The organism is Nonomuraea sp. NPDC049725, from assembly GCF_040674795.1.
Taxonomy (GTDB): Bacteria; Actinomycetota; Actinomycetes; order Streptosporangiales; family Streptosporangiaceae; genus Nonomuraea; species Nonomuraea ceibae.
The window spans coordinates 155,173-174,502 of the sequence record NZ_JBFANJ010000006.1; the positions used below are offsets into that span (position 1 = coordinate 155,173).

19 protein-coding genes are annotated in these 19,330 nt (G+C 72.8%); 7 read left to right on the forward strand and 12 right to left on the reverse strand.

The genetic code is table 11. The annotated features are described in order from the left end of the window. Positions 1–11: 11 nt before the first annotated feature. Positions 12–650 (forward strand): lysoplasmalogenase, encoded by a 639-nt coding sequence (locus tag AB0J53_RS17720; RefSeq protein ID WP_364173194.1) that lies wholly within the window; start codon positions 12–14, stop codon positions 648–650. Here AB0J53_RS17720 and AB0J53_RS17725 read toward each other — a convergent pair. From AB0J53_RS17725 to AB0J53_RS17735, 3 genes are all read right to left on the reverse strand, one after another. Beyond that, complete coding sequence (locus AB0J53_RS17725; protein WP_219499791.1) at positions 591–3,212, reverse strand: phosphoenolpyruvate carboxylase; 2,622 nt, start codon at positions 3,210–3,212, stop codon at positions 591–593. The two genes, AB0J53_RS17720 and AB0J53_RS17725, sit on opposite strands and share 60 nt — an antisense overlap. A 68-nt stretch (positions 3,213–3,280) precedes the next feature. After that, a complete protein-coding gene (locus AB0J53_RS17730; RefSeq protein WP_364173198.1) occupies positions 3,281–4,849 on the reverse strand; it encodes a hypothetical protein in 1,569 nt (522 codons plus the stop codon). Further along, complete coding sequence (locus AB0J53_RS17735) at positions 4,846–5,616, reverse strand: ABC transporter ATP-binding protein (protein ID WP_364173201.1); 771 nt, start codon at positions 5,614–5,616, stop codon at positions 4,846–4,848. The genes AB0J53_RS17730 and AB0J53_RS17735 overlap by 4 nt, the downstream gene beginning before the upstream one ends. Before the next feature lie 36 nt (positions 5,617–5,652). On the opposite strand from AB0J53_RS17735, the gene AB0J53_RS17740 reads away from it, so the two are divergent. From AB0J53_RS17740 to AB0J53_RS17760, 5 genes are all read left to right on the forward strand, one after another. Next, positions 5,653–7,239, forward strand: a complete 1,587-nt coding sequence (locus AB0J53_RS17740; protein WP_219499797.1) for an acyl-CoA carboxylase subunit beta — start codon at positions 5,653–5,655, stop codon at positions 7,237–7,239. 17 nt (positions 7,240–7,256) lie between these two features. Then, complete coding sequence (locus tag AB0J53_RS17745; protein WP_308125595.1) at positions 7,257–7,436, forward strand: acyl-CoA carboxylase subunit epsilon; 180 nt, start codon at positions 7,257–7,259, stop codon at positions 7,434–7,436. Between the two features lie 107 nt (positions 7,437–7,543). Continuing rightward, positions 7,544–8,485 (forward strand): NYN domain-containing protein, encoded by a 942-nt coding sequence (locus AB0J53_RS17750; protein ID WP_049568418.1) that lies wholly within the window; start codon positions 7,544–7,546, stop codon positions 8,483–8,485. 139 nt (positions 8,486–8,624) lie between these two features. Beyond that, the gene (locus AB0J53_RS17755; RefSeq protein WP_357584109.1) at positions 8,625–10,013 is read left to right on the forward strand and encodes an AlkA N-terminal domain-containing protein; all 1,389 of its coding nucleotides are present in this window, start codon (positions 8,625–8,627) and stop codon (positions 10,011–10,013) included. Beyond that, the gene (locus AB0J53_RS17760; protein ID WP_219499803.1) at positions 10,010–10,510 is read left to right on the forward strand and encodes a methylated-DNA--[protein]-cysteine S-methyltransferase; all 501 of its coding nucleotides are present in this window, start codon (positions 10,010–10,012) and stop codon (positions 10,508–10,510) included. The genes AB0J53_RS17755 and AB0J53_RS17760 overlap by 4 nt, the downstream gene beginning before the upstream one ends. On the opposite strand, the gene AB0J53_RS17765 is transcribed toward AB0J53_RS17760, so the two are convergent. Next, positions 10,456–11,643, reverse strand: a complete 1,188-nt coding sequence (locus tag AB0J53_RS17765) for an MFS transporter (RefSeq protein WP_364173206.1) — start codon at positions 11,641–11,643, stop codon at positions 10,456–10,458. The genes AB0J53_RS17760 and AB0J53_RS17765 overlap by 55 nt on opposite strands. 90 nt (positions 11,644–11,733) lie before the next feature. Between AB0J53_RS17765 and AB0J53_RS17770 the strand changes: the two genes are divergently transcribed. Beyond that, a complete protein-coding gene (locus AB0J53_RS17770; RefSeq protein WP_219499807.1) occupies positions 11,734–12,165 on the forward strand; it encodes a MarR family transcriptional regulator in 432 nt (143 codons plus the stop codon). Here AB0J53_RS17770 and AB0J53_RS17775 read toward each other — a convergent pair. From AB0J53_RS17775 to AB0J53_RS17810, 8 genes are all read right to left on the reverse strand, one after another. After that, a complete protein-coding gene (locus AB0J53_RS17775) occupies positions 12,162–13,088 on the reverse strand; it encodes a hypothetical protein (RefSeq protein ID WP_219499809.1) in 927 nt (308 codons plus the stop codon). The genes AB0J53_RS17770 and AB0J53_RS17775 overlap by 4 nt on opposite strands. Continuing rightward, a complete protein-coding gene (locus AB0J53_RS17780) occupies positions 13,085–13,678 on the reverse strand; it encodes a hypothetical protein (RefSeq protein ID WP_219499817.1) in 594 nt (197 codons plus the stop codon). The genes AB0J53_RS17775 and AB0J53_RS17780 overlap by 4 nt, the downstream gene beginning before the upstream one ends. Then, a complete protein-coding gene (locus AB0J53_RS17785) occupies positions 13,675–16,404 on the reverse strand; it encodes a BTAD domain-containing putative transcriptional regulator (protein ID WP_364173210.1) in 2,730 nt (909 codons plus the stop codon). Before AB0J53_RS17785 ends, AB0J53_RS17780 begins: the two co-directional genes overlap by 4 nt. A gap of 314 nt (positions 16,405–16,718) precedes the next feature. After that, positions 16,719–17,135 (reverse strand): flp pilus-assembly TadE/G-like family protein, encoded by a 417-nt coding sequence (locus tag AB0J53_RS17790; protein ID WP_308125591.1) that lies wholly within the window; start codon positions 17,133–17,135, stop codon positions 16,719–16,721. Continuing rightward, positions 17,132–17,551, reverse strand: coding sequence for a TadE/TadG family type IV pilus assembly protein (locus AB0J53_RS17795; RefSeq protein WP_219499819.1), 420 nt, complete (start codon positions 17,549–17,551; stop codon positions 17,132–17,134). Before AB0J53_RS17795 ends, AB0J53_RS17790 begins: the two co-directional genes overlap by 4 nt. 113 nt (positions 17,552–17,664) lie before the next feature. Then, the gene (locus AB0J53_RS17800) at positions 17,665–18,090 is read right to left on the reverse strand and encodes a TadE/TadG family type IV pilus assembly protein (RefSeq protein ID WP_364173213.1); all 426 of its coding nucleotides are present in this window, start codon (positions 18,088–18,090) and stop codon (positions 17,665–17,667) included. Between the two features lie 59 nt (positions 18,091–18,149). After that, positions 18,150–18,374, reverse strand: a complete 225-nt coding sequence (locus tag AB0J53_RS17805) for a hypothetical protein (protein WP_219499822.1) — start codon at positions 18,372–18,374, stop codon at positions 18,150–18,152. Continuing rightward, complete coding sequence (locus AB0J53_RS17810) at positions 18,375–19,295, reverse strand: type II secretion system protein (protein ID WP_364173216.1); 921 nt, start codon at positions 19,293–19,295, stop codon at positions 18,375–18,377. Positions 19,296–19,330: the final 35 nt, after the last annotated feature.

Below are 19,330 nucleotides of genomic sequence, written 5' to 3' on the forward strand. Positions count from 1 at the left end.
TAAGGTGAGGCGTGCTCATTATCTTCGGCGTGCTGGCCGTGGCCAACGTGTTCTCCGTGGCCCTGGGGATCGAATGGCTGGAGTGGGCGACCAAGCCGCTGCTCTGCCCGGTGCTGGCCGCGTACGTGATCCGGCGGGCGCCGCGCCTCCGGCTGCTGAGCGTCGGGCTGCTGTTCGCCGCGGCCGGCGACGTGGCCCTGCTCATCGAGGGGCAGGCCGCCTTCATCGCCGGGATGACGGCGTTCCTGGTGATGCAGATCTGCTACATCGTGGTGTTCGTCCGCGAGGGGTCGCGCCCGCGCTGGGGAGCGGCGGCCTACCTGCTGGTGTGGGTGGCCGCCGCGATGGTGCTGTGGGAGCCGCTGGGCACCCTGGCCGCGCCCGTGCTCGGCTACGGGCTGGCCCTGATGACGATGGCGGCCTTCGCCGGCGGGCTCGGCCTCGTCGCCGGGCTCGGCGGGGCGCTGTTCGCCTTCTCCGACTTCCTCGTCGGGCTCGGCGTGGCCGGGATGGGCTTTCCCGGCCGGAGCACCGTGCTGATGACCACCTACATCCTGGGCCAGCTCCTCATCGTGCTGGGCGTGCTGGGGTCAACCCGTGTTCTGCAGCCCGGCGGCGACGCCGTTGACCGAGAGCAGCAGCAGCGTTGACAGCCGCTCGCGCTCGCGGTCGGTCGGGTTGCCGGTGCGCAGCGCCGTCAGCGCCCGCAACTGCAGGTGCGACAGGGCGTCCACGTACGGGTCGCGGAGCTGCACGGCCCGGGAGAGCACCTTGCGGTTCTCCAGCAGCCGGGTGTGGCCGGTGACCTTCAGCACCAGCTCCCTGGTCCGGTCGTACTCCTCCAGGACCTGGTCGGCGAAGTCCTTGCGCCCGCCCAGGGCCAGGTAGCGGGCGGCGATGGACCTGTCGGTCTTGGCCAGCGACATCTCGGCGTTGTCCAGCATCGCGTTGAACAGCGGCCATTCGGCGTAGGCGGCCTGGAGGTCGGACAGGGAGTCGGCCGCGGCCAGGCCGGTGCCGAGCCCGTACCAGCCGGGCAGGTTGACCCGCGTCTGCGCCCAGGCGAACACCCACGGGATGGCCCGCAGGTCGTCGAGCGAGCGCGGAGCGCCCAGCCCCCGGCGGGCCGGACGCGAGCCGAGCCGCAGCGAGCCGATCTCCTCCAGCGGGCTGACCAGCGCGAACCACTCGGGGAAGCCGGGCGCCTCGGTGAGCGCGCGGTAGGCCTGCTCGGAGGCGGTGGCGACCCGCTCGGCGAGCGGCCGGAACCGGTCGGCCGCGGCGGCGGTGCGCGAGCCGACCGACGGCGAGGAGGCCATGATGACGGCGTTGGCGACCTGCTCCATGTGGCGGCGGGCGATCGCGATGTGGCCGTAGCGGGCGAAGATGACCTCGCCCTGCTCCGTCACCTTGAACCGGCCCGCGACCGAGCCCGGCGCCTGGGCCAGCACCGCCCGGTTGGCGGGGCCGCCGCCCCGGCCGAGCGCGCCGCCCCGGCCGTGGAACATGCGCAGCTTGACGTCGTTGGCCGCAGCCCACGCGGTGAGCTGCTCCTGCGCCTCGTACAGACGCAGGGTCGCGGCGGCCGGGCCGAGCTCCTTGGCCGAGTCGGAGTAGCCGAGCATGATCTCCATGCGCCGCCCGGTGGCCGCCAGCCGCTCCTGGACCTGCGGGATCTCCAGCATGCCCGCCAGCACGGCAGGCGAGTTGGCCAGGTCCTGGCCCGACTCGAACAGCGGCACCACGTCCAGCACCACGGACCGCCCGCCCAGCGCGTAGGAGGCGAGCTCGTGCACGGCGGCGATGTCGTCGGCCGAGCGGGTGAACGACACGACGTAGCGCGAGCACGCCGTGACGCCGAACCGCTCCTGGATCCAGGCGATGACCCGGATCGTGGCCAGCACCTCCTCGGTGCGCTCCGACAGCTCGCCGCCCGCCCGCAGCTCCTCCAGCGCGGCCGCGTGCACCTGGGAGTGCTGGCGCACCTCCAGCTCGGCCAGGTGGAAGCCGAACGTCTCGACCTGCCAGATCAGATGCTGCAACTCCCCGTACGCCTGCCTTACGGCGTGCTCGGCCAGCGACTCCTGGGCCAGCCGGAGGTCGGCCAGCAGCTCGGCGGGGGTGCGGTAGGCCAGGTCCAGGTCACGGCGGCGGGTCGCGGCGATGCGCGCGGCGACGAACAGCAGCCACTGCCGGTGCGGCTCCGACGGCGACCGGGTCGCCAGCTCGGAGACGAGCTCGGGGTGCGCGTCGACGGCGGCGGCCAGCCCGGCGCGCAACCCGGCCGAGGCCGGGGCGAACTGGGCGGAGGCGGTCAGCGTGCGCGCGATGCGGGTGCAGGCCGTCTCCAGCGCGTTGAGCACGTGCTCCGACTGGATCTGGATGGTGTCGCGGGTGACCTTGGAGGTGACGTTCGGGTTGCCGTCGCGGTCGCCGCCGATCCAGCTCCCGTAGCGGATGAACGGCCTCGCCAGCGGCGGCTCGGTGCCGGTGGCGTCGCTCAGCGCGGCGTCGAGCGAGCGGTAGACCTGCGGCACCATGCGGAACAGCGTCTCGTCGAAGGCGGCCATCGCGGTGCGCACCTCGTCGAGCGGGTCGAGCTTGGTGTTGCGGAGCTGGGCGGTGCGCCACAGCAGGTCGATCTCCTCCAGCAGGCGGCGCTCCAGCTCCGCGCGCTCGGAGGCGCCGCGGCCGGGCGCGTTGTACTCGGTGAGCTGGCCGCTGACGCGCTGGATGGCGGTGACGACGGCTCGGCGGCGCGCCTCGGTCGGGTGGGCGGTCAGGACAGGATGCAGCTCCAGGCCCTCGACCAGCTCGGCGACCCGGTCGCGGCCGAGCTCGGCCACGGCCTGGGCCAGCGATTCGCGCTGCACCGCGTCCTCGGTGTCGCGCTGGCGCAGGATGCGGATGCGGTAGTGCTCCTCGGCCAGGTTGGCCAGGTGGAAGTAGCAGGTGAAGGCGCGGGCGACCTGGACCGCGCGGTCGATCTCCCATCCGGCCGCCAAGGCGGCGATCTCGTCGCCGGACACCTCGCCGCGGCGGGCGGCGATGACGGCCTTGCGCAGGCGTTCGACGTCGGCCAGCAGGTCCTCGCCGCCCTGCTCGGCGATCACCTGGCCGAGCAGCTTGCCGAGCAGCCGCACATCGCGGCGCAGCTCGTCCGGCATCTCGGTCACGGCGGCGCTGCGGTGCTCAAGCCCCTGGTCAATCATGCTTCGAAGGGTATCGAGTCGCTCTGAACACGCGCAGACCGGTCTCACTTAATGGACTAGACCACTGCTCACGTGGGACGGGACACGGCGGCCAGCAGCTCGGGCATCCGGGCGAACCCGATCTTGGCGCCGAGGCGGCGGCCGAGCGTCTCGATCGCGAGCCCGTACGGCGGGGCGAAGGCGAGCACCCACGGGCCGGCGAACGCCACGGCGACGGCGAACGGCGCCGACAGCAGGCCCACGCCGGCGAAGGCGAGCAGGGCGCAGCCGAACGCCTGGCCGCCCTGCCCGGGCGCGGCGCCGGTGAAGGCGTTCATCCGCTCGGGCACCGTGTAGGGGATGAGCACGCTGGTCACCGAGCCGACGCCGAACCCGACGCCGAGCACGCCGGTGCCTGCCGCCAGCGCCCAGCCGATCGTCCCCGGCTCCCCGGCGAACAGCGCGGAGGCGACGGCGACGAGTGCCAGCACCGGGACCGCGATCAGCGCGTTGGCCAGGTGGCGGCCCGCCAGGTCGAGGTCGAACTGGCGTTGCGCGCCGAAGGCCACCGTGTTCATCCACAGCGAGCGGCCGTCGATCCCGTAGGCGTTGCCGAGCTGGACGGCGATCATCATGCCGCAGAAGGCGGTCATGACGATGGGCAGTGTGGGGCCGCTCATGCCCTGGCCGGTGAAGGAGAACGCCATCACCAGGACGACCGCGACGGCGGCGAACCAGAGAATGCGGTAGCGCGGGTCGCGGCGGACGTACTTCAGCTCCTTGGTCACGACGGCGGCGAGCGGCCCGTCGGGCAGGAACCGGTCGGCGAGCCCGCTGTCGCGGCGCACCGAGGCGGCCTGGGTCGAGGAGTCGGCGGTGACGAGCGCGCGGCCCAGCGCCTTGATCCACAGCCAGCCGGCGGCCACGGTCAGGGCGGCCAGGACGGCCACCTCGGCGAGCCCGGCGAGCCCGCCGCCGGCGATGGCGTGGGCGGCCAGCCCCGACGGGGTCCACCGCAGGGCGCCCGCCATGTCGAGGAGCATCCCCTGCGGGTCGCCGAAGCCGCGGTTCATCAGCAGGTTGGGAAGCTGGAAGAGCAGGACGACGGCGATGGCGGCGACGGCGAGCGCGTCACGGCCGCGCCGGGAGCGCAGCGCGCCCGACAGCGCGGTGGTGACCAGCCGGGAGGCGACCAGGCAGAGCGCGAAGTGGGCGAGCACCGCGAGCAGGCCGACGAGCACCCCGCCGACGCCGCCGGCCAGTCCCACCAGCGCCCCGGCGGTCACGATCAGCGTGGCGGCCGGCCACACGCCGGTCGCCGAGGCGGTGAACATGCCCACGGCCAGCTCGCGGGTGCGCAGCGGGAACAGCGACAGCCGCGCCGGGTCGAGCGTGTCGTCCAGCCCGAACGCCAGCAGCGGCACGACCATCCAGCCGAAGAGCAGCGCGGTGAAGAGCAGCGTGACGACCGCGACCGCGAGGTCGGGAGGGGCCAGCCGCAGCAGGCTGACCAGGGCGAAGCCGCCCGCCGCGGTGCCCAGGGCGAGGATGAGCGTGAACGCGAAGCCGACCTGGCGGGCGGTGTCGCCGCGCAGGTTGCCGGTGATGAGGCGCAGCTTGAGCCCGGCGAACAGCGCGACGGTGCGGGTGAGGCTCACCGGCGCTCTCCTGAGCCGAGCCAGCCCAGGCCCTCGCCCGCGGCCGCCTGCGGCCCGCCGACCAGGTCGAGGAACGCCTGGTTGAGGCTGCGCCCTGCGCGCACGTCGCCGATCGGGCCCTGGGCGACGATGTGGCCGCCGCTCATCACCGACACCCAGTCGCACAGCCGCTCGACCAGGTCCATCACGTGGCTGGAGAAGATGACGGTGGAGCCGGAGGCGGTGAAGCGGCGCAGCACCTCGGTGAGCGTGTTGGCGCTGACCGGGTCGACGCCCTCGAACGGCTCGTCCAGGAAGAGCACCGACGGGTTGTGCAGCAGCGCGGCGGCCAGGCCGATCTTCTTGCGCATGCCGGTGGAGTAGCCGACGACGAGCTTGCCCGCGGCGGCGGTCAGGTCCATCACCTGGAGGAGCTCGTCGGCTCGGCGCTCGACCTCGGCCTTGGGGATGCCGCGCAGGCGGCCGTTGTAGAGGAGCAGCTCGCGGCCGGACAGCCGCTCGAACAGCCGCAGCCCCTCGGGGAGCACGCCGATGCGGGCCTTGACCTGGAGCGGGTCGCGCCACACGTGGTGGCCGTCGACGTGCGCCTCGCCGCCGTCGGGGCGGAGCAGCCCGGTGATCATGCTGAGCGTCGTCGTCTTGCCCGCGCCGTTGGGCCCGACGAGCCCGGCGAAACTGCCGGCGGGGACGACCAGATCGACCCCGGCCACCGCCACCTGAGGGCCGTAGCGCTTGAACAGGGCCGTGGTGCGTACCGCGTCCGACATGGATCCACTCTATGAGCAGGGATTAATCTTGCGCGCATGACAGCTGCCGAACCCTTGCCAGACATGCCGGATATTCACACCACCGCTGGGAAGATCGCCGACCTGGAGCGACGGCTGGACGAGGCCGTGCACGCCGGGTCCGCGGCAGCGGTCGACAAGCAGCACGCCAAGGGCAAGATGACGGCCCGCGAACGGGTGCTGGCGCTGCTGGACGAGGGCTCGTTCGTGGAGTTCGACGAGTTCGCCAGGCACCGCTCGACGATGTTCGGCCTGGAGAAGCGCCGGCCCTACGGCGACGGCGTCATCACCGGGCACGGCACGATCGACGGGCGGCAGGTGTGCGTCTTCTCGCAGGACGTGACCGTGTTCGGCGGCTCGCTCGGCGAGGTGTACGGCGAGAAGATCGTCAAGGTGCTCGACCTGGCGCTCAAGATCGGCTGCCCGATCATCGGCATCAACGAGGGCGGCGGCGCGCGCATCCAGGAGGGCGTGGTCGCGCTCGGCCTCTACGCGGAGATCTTCAAGCGCAACGTGCACGCCTCCGGGGTGATCCCGCAGATCTCGCTCATCATGGGCGCCGCGGCCGGGGGCCACGTCTACTCCCCCGCGCTGACGGACTTCGTGGTCATGGTGGACCAGACCTCGCACATGTTCATCACCGGGCCGGACGTCATCAAGACGGTCACCGGGGAGGAGGTCACGTTCGAGGAGCTCGGCGGCGCCCACGCGCACAACACCAAGTCGGGCGTGGCCCACTACCAGGCGGCGGACGAGCACGACGCACTGGACTACGTCAAGGCGCTGCTGTCCTACCTGCCCTCCAACAACCTCGACGAGGCGCCGGGCTTCGAGGCGGCCGAGGACCTGGACCCCGATCCGGAGCTGGACGTCATCATCCCCGACTCGGCGAACCAGCCGTACGACATGCGCCGGGTCGTCGAGCACGTGCTGGACGACGGGGAGTTCCTGGAGGTCCACGAGCTGTTCGCGCCGAACGTGGTGGTCGGGTACGGGCGCGTCGACGGGCGGCCGGTGGGCGTGGTGGCCAACCAGCCCATGCATTTCGCCGGATGCCTGGATATCAACGCATCCGAGAAGGCCGCACGATTTATTCGAACATGTGATGCTTTCAATATTCCGATCCTGACTTTTGTTGATGTACCGGGTTTCCTCCCCGGAACCGATCAGGAATGGAACGGAATCATCCGCCGCGGCGCCAAGCTCCTGTTCGCCTACGCCGAGGCCACCGTCCCCCTGGTCACCGTCATCACCCGCAAGGCCTACGGCGGCGCGTACGACGTCATGGGGTCCAAGCACCTGGGCGCCGACGTCAATCTGGCCTGGCCAACCGCACAGATCGCGGTCATGGGCGCGCAGGGCGCCGTCAACATCCTCTACCGGCGCGAGCTGGCCGCCTCCGACGACGCCGACGCCGAGCGGGCCCGGCGGGTCACCGAGTACGAGGACACGCTGGCCAACCCGTACATCGCCGCCGAGCGCGGCTACGTGGACGCCGTCATCCGGCCGTCGGAGACGCGGGCGCACATCGTCAGGGCGCTGCGGGCGCTGCGCAACAAGCGCGCCAGCCTGCCGCCCAAGAAGCACGGGAACATCCCGCTGTGAGCGGCCACCTGCGCGTCGTGCGCGGCGACGCCACGCCCGAGGAGATCGCCGCGCTCGTGGCCGTCCTCGCCACTCGCCACGCCCGGCCGGCACCCTCCGTGACCCCCGCAGCACAATCTTGGCGCAACCCCGCGAGAAGCATGCGTAACCCCCCGGCACCGGGGAAGTCGGCTTGGCGGATGAGCGCCCAACCCTAGATAGATCCCGGGAATCGGGTGTCAAGTTCTCCGGGAGTTGGGACTATCTAGAGAAAGTAGGCGTATATAGTCAGCCGATCAACTAACGCCGCGGCCTGGAGGACATCATGGCCATCCCAGACCTCATGCCGCATCCTGTGGCAGCCAAGTACGCCGTCCTTGTGGATGTCGGTTATCTCTACGCCGCCGCAGGTGAAGTGCTGCTCGGCGCCAAGGAGCGCAAGGAATATCGAGTGGCGGCCGATGAGCTCATCCAGAGTCTACAGAAACATGCAGAGGAACGTATTTCCGGGGAGCTTCTGCGGATCTATTGGTATGACGCGGCCCGCGACCGGGTTCCCACGGTCGACCAGCGGGTCATCGCCCAGCTCCCCTGGGTCAAGGTGCGGCTTGGCAACCTGAACGCCCGTGGCCAGCAGAAAGGCGTCGACGCGCAGATCAGGAGCGACCTGGAGGCGCTGGCCAGGCACCACGCGGTGACCGACACCATCCTGCTGGCCGGCGACGAGGACATGGTGCCCGCGGTGGAGGCCGCCCAGGCGTACGGGGTGCGGATCCACCTATGGGGGGTCGAGCCGCCTTATGGGACCAACCAGGCCGAGCGCCTGGTCTGGGAGTCCGACACCGTGGAAGTGATCAGCGCTGATTTCCTGAGGCCCTTTTTCAGCCGTGCTCCCCAGCCCGTCGCGGTCACCCCGCCGGCGGCCGCGCCCTCGCCCGCCCAGGTGTTCGCCGGCCGCGCGCCGGTCAAGCCGCACGTCAAACCCGGCCAGGTGGCCAAGCTCGGGCCCAGCCGCCCGCGCGTGGAGGACGTGGGCGAGCACGTGGCGCAGAAGTGGATCCTCACCCGGGGCCGCGACAACATCCGCGACCTGCTCCCCGGCCCCATCCTGCCGACGGTGATCGACACCGAGCTGCTCATCGAGGCGGAGAAGGAGCTCGGCCACTCGCTGCGGCCCTACCCGGAGGCGCGCGTGTGGCTGCGCGACGGCTTCTGGGCGCGCGTCTACCGCGAGTTCGACCTGGGGGTCGGCGTCTCGTCCAAGTGACCGAGGCGCGCCTCGGGCGGCTCCGGCGTGCGGCTCTCCCACAGCGTGGCGATGCCGCGCCCGGCGCTGACCTGGGCGTTCACGGTAACGTCTGATTTCCGCCAGTCGACACCTGTGACCAGCGCATAGCCTCGGAGGCATGTCAGCACCAGAGCTCGACTTCGACTCCTGCTACCGGGCCGTCTCCGCCAGGGACGCCCGGTTCGACGGACGGTTCTACACGGCGGTGAAGACGACCGGCGTGTACTGCCGGCCGATCTGCCCGGCCCGCACGCCCGCGTCGCGGAACGTGCGGTTCTACCGGCACGCCGCGTCCGCCGAGGCGGCGGGGTTCCGGCCGTGCAAGCGGTGCCGGCCGGAGCTGTCGCCCGGCGACCCCGGCTGGGACCTGCGGGGCGACCTGATCGGGCGGGCTCTGCGGCTGATCGACGACGGGGCCGCCGACGAGGACGGCGTGGCCGGGCTGGCCAGGCGGCTGCACATCACCGAGCGGCACCTGCACCGGCTGTTCGTCGCCGAGCTCGGCGCCGGGCCGCTGGCGGTCGCCAGGACCAAGCGGCTGCTGCTGGCCAAGCAGCTGCTCACCGAGACGGCGCTGCCGGTGACCGAGGTGGCGTTCGCCGCCGGGTTCGGCAGCGTCCGCCAGTTCAACGCGACGATGCGGGAGACGTACGGGTTCACGCCGAGCGAGCTGCGCGCCACGGCGGCGGGCCGGGGCGTGCCGAAGGACGCCTCGCTCCGGCTGCGGCTGCACCGGCGCGAGCCGTACGACGTGGACGGGGTGTTCGCGTTCCTGGCCTCCCGGGCGATCCCCGGCCTGGAGGTGGCCGATGCCGCCTCCTACACGCGCAACGTGCCCGGGGGCACGGTCACGCTCACCCCGGAGGACGGCCACTTCGCCCTCGACGTGGCCGTGGACGACACCCGGCAGCTCGCCAGGCTGGTGGCGCGGTGCCGGCGACTGCTCGACCTCGACGCCGACCCCGACGCCATCGCCGGGGCGCTCGGCCAGACGTCGCTGGCCCCGCTGGTCGCGGCGCGGCCGGGGCTGCGGGTGCCGGGCGCGTTCGACGGGTTCGAGCTGGCCGTGCGCGCGGTCGTGGGCCAGCAGATCTCCGTGGCGGGCGCCCGTACCCTGCTCGGCCGGATCGTCGCCCGCGCGGGGGACGGCCGCCTCTTCCCCGGCCCGGCCGAGCTGCGCGACGCCGATCTGACCGGGCTCGGGCTGACCGGGCGGCGCATCACCACGCTGGCCGAGCTCGCCGCCCGCGTGGACGACGGCCTGATCGACCTCGACGGCGGCCAGGAGCCGGCCGAGACGGTCAAGGAACTGCTCGCCGTGCCCGGCATCGGCCCGTGGACCGCCAGCTACGTCGCGCTGCGGGCGCTGCGCGACCCCGACGCGTGGCCGACCGGCGACCTCGTGCTCGACAAGCGCATGGCCGCCCTCGGCATCCCCAAGGACCATCTCGAACGGTGGCGGCCCTGGCGGGCCTACGCCGCCCTGCACCTCTGGAGTCACTCATGATCAACGCTCAGATCCTGCCCACCCCGACCGGCGAGCTGTCCGTGCTGGCCCGCGACGGCGTCGTGGTCGCCGCCGGCTTCACCGCCGACCCCAAGGAGATGTTCGTCCGGCTCAAGCCCGAGCTCCAGGCGGAGGGCCTGGACGTGGTCGACGACCTGGGCCCGATCTCCCAGGCCGTGCGCGCCTATTTCGCCGGCGACCTCGACGCGCTGGACGACGTGCCGGTCGAGCAGCCGGGTTCGCCCCGGCGCAAGGAGCTGCACCGGGCGCTGCGTGAGGTCAAGGCGGGCACCACGGTGTCGTACGCGGAGCTGGCCGAGCGGGCCGGGCTGCCGCGCACGGCGGCCCGCGCGGCGGGCGGGGCGTGCGCGCAGAACCTGATCGCGCCGTTCGTGCCGTGCCACCGGGTGCTGCCGTCGACCGGCGGGTTCGGCGGCTACTACTACGGGGTGCCCGTCAAGGAGTGGCTGCTCGCCCACGAGTCCGCCGCCCGCTGACGCGCCTGCAGCCCGGCCAGTGCGGCCACGGCGAGCCCCACGACACCGAGCCCCGCCGCGGTCCAGGCGGGGGCGGTGTAGCCGAGACCGGCGTCGATCGTGAGCCCGGCCGCGAACGAGCCGATCGCGTTGCCCAGGTTGAACGCGCCGATGTTGGCCGCCGAGGCCAGCGTCGGCGCACCCGCCGCCGCGTCCAGGACGCGCGTCTGCAGCGGCGGCACGGTGGCGAAGGCCGCCACGCCGAACAGCGTGATCGCCACGACGAAGGCCACCTGGTGGCCCGCCACCAGCGCCACGACCACGGCCAGCAGCGTGAGCAGCGCCACCGAGCCGTAGATGCTGGGCATGACGGCCCGGTCGGCGAGCCGCCCGCCGATGAGGTTGCCGATCACCAGGCCGACGCCGAACAGCGCCATCACGATCGGCACGGCGCCCGGGGAGAACCCGCCCACCCCGGTCATGATCGGCGAGATGAACGTGATCACCGCGAACACCGGCGCGAACCCGAACACGGTCATCGCCAGCGCCAGCCACACCCCGCCCTTGCGGAAGGTCGCCAGCTCCCTGAGCACTCCGCCGGTGGGCCTCGGCTGGGCGGGCACCAGGGCGAGCACCCCGGCCAGCCCGACGACGCCGATCACGACCACGACCCAGAACGTGGCCCGCCAGCCGAACGCCTGCCCGATCCAGGTGCCGAGCGGCACCCCGAGCACGTTGGCCAGCGTGAGCCCGGTGAACATCAGCGCGATCGCGCTGGCCCGCTTGCGCGGCGCGACCAGGTCGGCGGCCACCACGGACCCGACCCCGAAGTACGCGCCGTGGGCGAAGGCCGCCAGGAACCGGCCCACCATGAGCGTCCCGTACGAGGGCGCGAGCGCGGACAGCAGGTTGCCGGCGATGAACAGCACCATCAGCGCCAGCAGCATGGTCTTGCGTGACAACCGGCCGCCGAGCATGGTCAGCGGCGGCCCGCCCACGGCCACGCCCAGCGCGTAACCGGACACGAGCAGCCCGGCGGCCGGGATCGTCACGCCGAAGTCCCCGGCCAGCTCGGGGAGCAGGCCGTTGATGATGAACTCGGTGGTGCCGATGCCGAAGGCGCTGATCGCGAGGGCGAACAGGGCGAGAGGCATAGAATTCTCCTCAGACGACGTTAGTGAGCGTAGGCATTATTTGCACACGCCGACTAACTGACCATACAAGAATGCCGAGGAGGGTGTCACATGCCCATCGCCGACGACGCCGTGGAGGCACGCGCCCAGGGCTGGCGCACCCTGGCCGCACTGCACGCCAAGATCGAGGACCGGCTGGAGAAGGCGCTGCAGAAGGAGCACGGGCTGAGCGTGAGCGAGTACACGGTGCTCGACGTGCTCGCCCGCCAGGACGGCTGGCACATGCGCATGCAGCAGCTCGCCCGCGCCGTCGTGCTCAGCCAGAGCGCCACCACCCGCCTGGTGACCCGCCTGGAGAACCGGGGCCTGCTGTCGCGCTACCTGTGCGAGGACGACCGCCGGGGCATCTACACCGAGGTCACCCAGGCCGGCCGCGACCTGCTGGCCACGGCCGGGCCCACCCACGACACCGTGCTCAAGGAGGTGCTGGCCGAGGCGGCCGAGCAGCCCGAGCTGGCGCCGCTCGCCGCCGTCATCGCCTAGGGCCTGACGTTGCTCTGCACCTCGCCGACCGGCACGTCCCTGCTCGCCGACACCTCGATCGGGTCGAACTGGACCGCCACGCCGCCGCTCACCTCGACCGGCCACACGCTGGTCACGGTCAGCTCGTACACCTCACGCGGCCGGTCGATCGAGGCACGCAGATACCGCACGCCGCAGGTGAACTCCGCGCCCTCGGCGTAGGGCCTGCCCGCGGCGCCGCAGCCCGACTGGCGCACCTCCGCCCGGTCCGAGCCCGTACCGGCGTCGATCTTGATGTCGTCCAGCGTGGCCACCACGGTCGCGCTCATCACACCGGGCAGCGTCGCCGTGACCGAACGGCGCGGCTCACCGACGCCCTCGAGCCAGACGAACGTGGGCAGGTTCACGTAGCTCTTCGCGTCGGGGCTCAGCTCGACCTTGCCCTCCGGCACCGTCAGCGCCGCCCGCGCGATCTCCGCCAGCTCCCGGAACGTGATGCCGCTCGGCGGCGTCGTGTCCGGCGGCACGAACACGAACAGCTCCAGCCCCGCCCAGCACGCCGCCCCCCGGGGATCGGCCGCGTTGTAGGCCGGCGACCACCACAGCCCCGGCTGGCCGACCTTGTCCTTGAACTGCTTGACGAAGGCGTTGAAGCCCGCCTCGTCCTCCTTGATCCTGGACAGGTTGGCCTCGGCGTCCTTCATGAACGCGTACATCTCCTCCGCGTTCATGCCCGGCTCGTACCAGCACGGGCTCTTGAGCTGGTAGCCGTCGCTCTTGCCGCCCTTCACGTCGCCGGTGATCTGGATCTTGGAGTGTTCCAGGACGACCCCGGCCGTCTTGCCCTTCTGGAAACCTTCGGCTTTCGTGTTGTCGCGCGGCGGATCGGCGCTGCCGGCGAACAGCAGCGATCCGGCGACGATCACCGAGAGCAGGCCTTTCATGGGCTGCACCCTTCCTTGCTGTTGCTGAACTGCCTGATGCGCCACACGCCGTCGTCGCCCCGGTGGGCGAGCATGGTCTGCAGGTAGGGGGCGCGGCTGGAGTCGGGCTGCGGCGAGATCGCCTTGCCCGTATCGGCCGAGACGATCGTCATCCGCGTCTCGTCCACGCACACGTCGACCTGGGCGCCCTTGCCCATGACGGTCGTCTTCAGGTCGTACAGCCGCACGACGCCCTTCACCGACTGGCCCTTGCCGGTGAACCCCGCCACCCACTCGACCGAGTCGGGGATCAGCGTCGGCTCGACGTGCCGCAGGTAGCGGTCACCGCCGGACACGACGGCCGCCCACGAGTCGGCGTAGAACTCCGGGAAGAGCCGGACGAGCTGGTCGACCTTGTCCGGCCACGCCACCCGCACCTCCAGCTCGTCGCCCACGCCGACCGTCGCGGGCGGCTCGCTCCCGCTGGGGGTGGCCTGCTCCGTGGCCTCGCCCGTCGCCTGCACCGGAGCCTGCCGCGGCGTGTAGGGCTGCTCGGCCTGGCCGCACCCGGCCGCCGCCGCCAGTGCCAGAAGGATCGCGATACGTCTCATGCCGTCGACTCCCTGACGACGCGGAGGCGCCACGACGGCAGCAGCTCGTCGATCAGCGCCTCGGTTTCCGGGGCCATCCCGCCACCGTGCGGATGGAACGCCGACCGCCTGGTCAGCCCCTCGACCACGGCCCGCAGCCGCGACAGGTCACCGGTGGCGTGCGTGGCCCGCAGCAGGTCACGCCAGAGGCCCTCGTCATCGGCCGCCAGCAGCAGCGCGGCCCGCACGGCGGCGATCGCCGCGTCGGCCTTGCCGTCGGCCAGCCGCAGCTCGCAGAGCCGGTGCGCCGCGTCGGCCACCTCGGCCGCCACGTCGTACTCCAGCTCGTCACCCGCCAGCCAGGCGTAGCGGCCGTGCGCCCGCCCGCTCAGCAGCGGCCCCCTGACCAGGTTCAGCGCCCGTTCGAGCAGCACGGCGCGGGCCGCCGGATCGTGGTGCGAGCGGCGCACCAGCTCACGGAAGACCGCCCAGTCCGTCCGCACGCCCGGCCCCAGCGTGAGCCTGCCCGACTCGTCGGCACGCAGGTGCTCCGGGCCCAGCCAGCTCATCACCCGGGCGATCGTCGCGTCCCGGACCATGGACTGCACGCCGCGCGGCCACAGCACGCCGCCGAGCACCACCGGATGCACCCCGCCCGGATGCGTCGCCAGGTAGACGAGCAACTCCGCGGCGAGCGCCATCCGGCCCTCCTCCAGCGGCTCCGGGCCGACGATCTCCAGCGGGCCGAGCATCCTGATCTCCACCGCCGGCGGGCGCAGGTCGTCCAGCGGCTCCGCCTCCGGGATCGCCTCACCGTCGAACCGGTCCGCGGTGCGGAACAGCTCCACCAGCGCCCGGTAGTGGCGGCGCGGCAGAAGCTGCGCCGTCACCTCAAAGCCCAGCTCGGGCAGCTTGGCCCGGCCGTCCTCGGTGATCTCCCAGGTCCAGGTGGCATGCGGCACGTCGCCGGTCACCACGTAACCGGCCGTGTCGTCGCGGGCCAGCAGCGCCAGCCTGCGCGCCTCCTCATACGTCGGCGCCACCGCCGACAGCAGGTAGTGGGCGTCACGCGGGCGGCCCGAGACCCGGCCCGTCAGCACCTCCCGGCGCGGCGCCGCCGTCGCCTCCAGCTCCGGCAGCACCTCCGCCAGCCCGCCCACCGCCCTGATCCGGTCGGGCGCGATCGCCGTCAGCTCCTCGCCGAACCCGACGAGCGTGATCCGCATCCGGTCGGACCACCGGTTGGTCGCCAGCTCCACGGCCAGCGCCGCCAGCGCCGCCGTCGTCTGCGGGCCCCGCACGTTGATCAGACCCTGCGCCGCCTCCAGGTCGACCAGCACCCGGCCGCTCCCGTCCGTGCCGATCGACACCAGCCCCGGGTACGGGGCTCCGCCCGGATGGTCGTCCAGCAGGCGGCCCTCGTGCGCCGCCAGCCGCCACACCTGGCCGCCGTCGTCGGCCGTCCAGGGCTCCGGCGGGTCGGCGTCCGGCGGGTGGATCCACAGGTCGAGCGACCGCGCGGACAGATGGGCGGCGTACACCGTCGGCGGCGTCCGCCCCTGCGCGGCCAGCTCGGCGCCCAGCAGGCGCAGGCCCACGTCGAGGATGCGCGCCCCCGGCGCGTCGGCGCCCAGCCGCAGCGCCATCTCGGCCTCGGCGGCGTCACCACGCGGCCGGGCCAGGCGGCGGCCCAACAGGCGCCGCCAGAGCTGCTCCCGCCGCCGCCTGGCCAGCACCATCAGCAGCCCGGCCGCGGCCAGCGACGACCCGGCGAGGAAATCGACCAGCTCAAGGCCCTGCTCCTGCTGGGGCTGGGTCTCCGCGTCGCGCTCCTCGGTCGGCGGCTGGGCGTTCCTGGGGGCCTGCTCCTGGGTGCTCTCCCGTTCGACGCGGTCGCGCACCACCTCCCGGTCGCCGCCGTCGCCGCCGGGCTTGGCCGGATGCTCCTTGAGCGTCTGCGCCCTGGCCTGGCTCGCCGGGACCACATGGGTGTTCTTCGCGTCGTCCGGCATGTCCAGCACCCAGCCCGGCCTGATCAGATCGGCCATCCGCAGCTTGGCGCCGTCGGGCTGCTCCTTGTGCTGGTTCAGCCGGAAGATCTCCGGGTAGCGGCGGCCGTCGCCCAGGCACTTCTCGGCGATCTCCCACAGGCTCTCGTGATGGCGGCCGTGCGGCGGCTGCACCACGTACACCTTCTTCGTCCGCTGCGTGTCGACCACCTCCTTCTCCACGACCGGCGCGGTGTAGGCCACCGTGGTCATCGGCTGCGGGACCGGCGGCGGCGCGGCCATCCTGGCGATCGGCACCACCACCGCCCCCGCCGTGAACAGCAGCAGCACCGCCGACACCAGCTTGTTCGCCAGCGCCTGCGTGCCTCCCGACAGCGGCACCCGGGCCGGCATCCCCACCCGCCGCACGCCCGCGTACACCTCGACCACGACGCACACGAACAGCTGCAGCCAGGCCAGCCAGACGAACGCCACCAGCAGCGCCATCACCGTGCTCGGCCCCACCCGGCTGGTCAGCAGGTCGAGATCGAGCAGCTCGGGCGCGATCGGCGGGCCCACGAACGTCAGCAGCGCGTACGGCACCCCGCCGACGAGCGCCAGCAGCACCAGCAACGCCCCGAGCCCGGCGAGCACGTCACCGGCGCTGCGCCGCGCGTGAATCCGCCCCGCCTGCCGCGCCCGGCCCGTGGTCGCCGCCTGGCGCTGCCTGTCCTCCGGGGCCCCGTCATTGGGCGCCAAGTACTGCCGCCCCCCGCCATGCGGCGGATACCCACCCGTGGGCGGCGCGTACTCTCCACGGGGCTGGCGCGACCCGCCCTCGTACGGCGCGTACTGTCCACCGGCCTGGCGCGACCCGGCCTCGGGCGGCGGGTACCCGCCTCCGGCCGGCCGCGACCCGCCCGTGGGCGGTTGGCCGCCGCCGGGCTGGTGGGGCCCGCCGGTGGGGTGCGCCGGTCGTGCGGGGCCTCGCCTGGGCATCGCCTCTCCCTCCTCGATTCCAGCGTCACGTCTCTCCGGCCCCGCATCCACCGACCGGCGTGATTCGGTCTGGCTCACCGCGCCTCGGGGGCGGCCGTCGCCTCGGCCTCCATGTCCGACCCCGGGAACCCGATCGCCCCCAGGAAGAAGGCCGTCCACCGGACCCGTACGGTCACCGTCACGTCGGCCTGCCCCTGCCCGACGGCGCAGCTCCCCGAGGTCACCCCGGTGCCGCCGTGCGCGCCGATCACCTCGTCGGCCCGCCCGCACACCTCCGCCTCGCCCAGCAACCGCACCTGGCCGGTGGAACGCAGGTGCTCGACGTCGATCCGGTCCGCCCCGGCCCGCGCGGCCTGCTCGGCGACGTCGGCGGCGCGCAGCCGGGCGTTGATCGCCGCCCCGCCGTCCACGAGCAGCCCGGCGAGCAGGAACACCACCACCGAGAACAGCACCGTGAACACCGACATCGAGCCGCGCTCCCCGCCCCTCACTCGACCCTCCTGAACTGCTCCAGCGGCACCACCGACGTGCCGGTCATCCGCTGGCTCCCGCCGAAGCCGAGGAACGCCAGGTCGAGCTCGCACGTCACCTCGGCGACCACCTGCCCGCCCTCCTCCCACCGCGAGCCGTCGAGCGAGACGGCCGGACCGGTGCAGCCGTCGCGCAACGCCTGGGTGACGACCGCCTCGGCCGCCGACTCGGCCCCCTGGAGGGTGCGCTGCACCGAGGCGGCCCGGGCGGCGTCCCTGGCCGCGCCGTTCACCTCGCCCTGCGCCTCCACCAGCCGCCCCGCACCCGCCAGGAACAGCAGGAACAGCAGGAAGACCGGCGCCAGCATCACGGTCTCGACGGCCATCGACCCACGCTCGCGCACCAGGGACCTCCGCCCCTGCGGGTTTCGCGGCACGGCCTCCTCCTTCAGCGGGTGTTCCGGACGACCTCGTACGGGCTGGGCCCGGCGTGACGCACGGCCAGGCGGTCCCGGCCCACGGGAGCCCGCTTCCGTCGGTCGGGAGAGGGTCAACCGCAGTCATCTCCGCCGTCGTCGGGACGGAAGCACTCGATCGGACCGCCCGACGTGGCGGTGATCGTGAACGCCAGCTCCGGCAGCAGCGGGATGACCTGGACGGCGCTGCCGGTCACGGTCACGTGGCGCTCGTCCGGCTGCCGTTCGGCCGTGGTCGCCTGCGCGCCGCTCAGCAGCCGCGGCCCGATCGCCGCCACCACCTCGCGAGCCTTCGCCTGCGCCTCGGCCTCCCACCCGCCGGAGTCGGCGGGCGCGGAACGGGCCACGCGGGCCCCCTCCCTGGCCGCCGCCTCCGCCACCTGCCGCCCGTGAAACCAGAGCGCGACCTGCACGATGAGCAGCACGACGGCGAGCACCACCGGCATCAGCAGCGCCAGCTCCACCACCGAAGCCCCCCGCTCCCGTCCACCGGACGCCACGCGCCGCCGCCACCTGGAGGGCGGGGCGTCAGGCCGGCATCCGGGGGCGGGCGGGCCGGTCATGTGTCTCCTTCGCCGCCGCCGAAGGAGCCCTGGATCTCGCTCTGCTTGCTCTCGACCAGTTGCCTGATCAGAGTCGCCAGGCCGAGGGCGACCCCGGCGATGATCGCGGTGATGATGACCCACTCGACGGCGGAGGCGCCACGACTGGGGGCGGTGCGCGCCCGGTGGATCCGCACGCTGAGGAGCGCCACCAGATAGACGATCCACGGATGATTCTTCATTCAGGACCCCAACATCTTCATAGCGGCCGGAAAACTGAGAAAGATCACGAACCCCGCGCAGAGCAGGAGCTGGGCGACGAGCATCGACTGCGAGCGCTCCCCCGCCCGCCCTTCGATCTCCGCGAGCTCGCGGCGGCGCAGGGTGGCGGCACGGGCCGTCAGGGAGGCGCGCACCTTGGCCCCGTCGTCGGCCACCAGCCCGAGGGCCGCCGACAGGTCGCGCAGCTCGTCGATGTTGATCTCCTCGCCGAGCTGGCCGAGCGCCTGCCACGGGGTGATGCCGACGATCCTGGCGCCGCTCAGCGCGTCGCGGATGCGGCCGATCGCCCAGTTGGGCTGCTCGCCGCTGATGGATACGGCCATCATGAGCGCCTCGGGGACGCCCCGGCCGCCGGCCAGGTTCATCGAGACCAGGTCCAGGAACGCGCCGACGACGTGCCGGAAGTCGCGCCGCCGGGCCGCGGCGTCCCGCCGGATCTGCAGGTCGGGCAGGAAGAAGAAGACCACGGCCGCGATCAGCGCCACCCAGAACGGGATCGCCGGCGAGGCGCCCCAGCCCATCAGCACCAGCCAGCCGAACAGCACCGGGAACGCCAGCAGCCCGCTGACCGCCAGCAGCGCCTTGGTCGCCAGGAAGCCTTCGAACGAGCGCCCGACCAGCGCCAGGTCGGCCCTGATCGAGCGGACCTCCCAGCCGCGCGCCCCGTAGAGGCGGGCGAGCCGCACGCCGAGCCCCCGGCGGAAGGCGCTGACCTCCTCGTCGGGCAGCACGAGCTGGATGCGCGGCGACTCGGCGTCCTCGCGGACGGCGTCGAGCGCCAGCAGCCGCGCCACCAGCCCGGGCCGGGCCGGGAACAGCGCCCTCAGCAGCACGAACAGGCCCAGCCCCGCGACACCCCCGGCCAGCACGGTCTCAACCATGACCGCCCCCAGCCACGCGTTGGATCGGCAGCGCC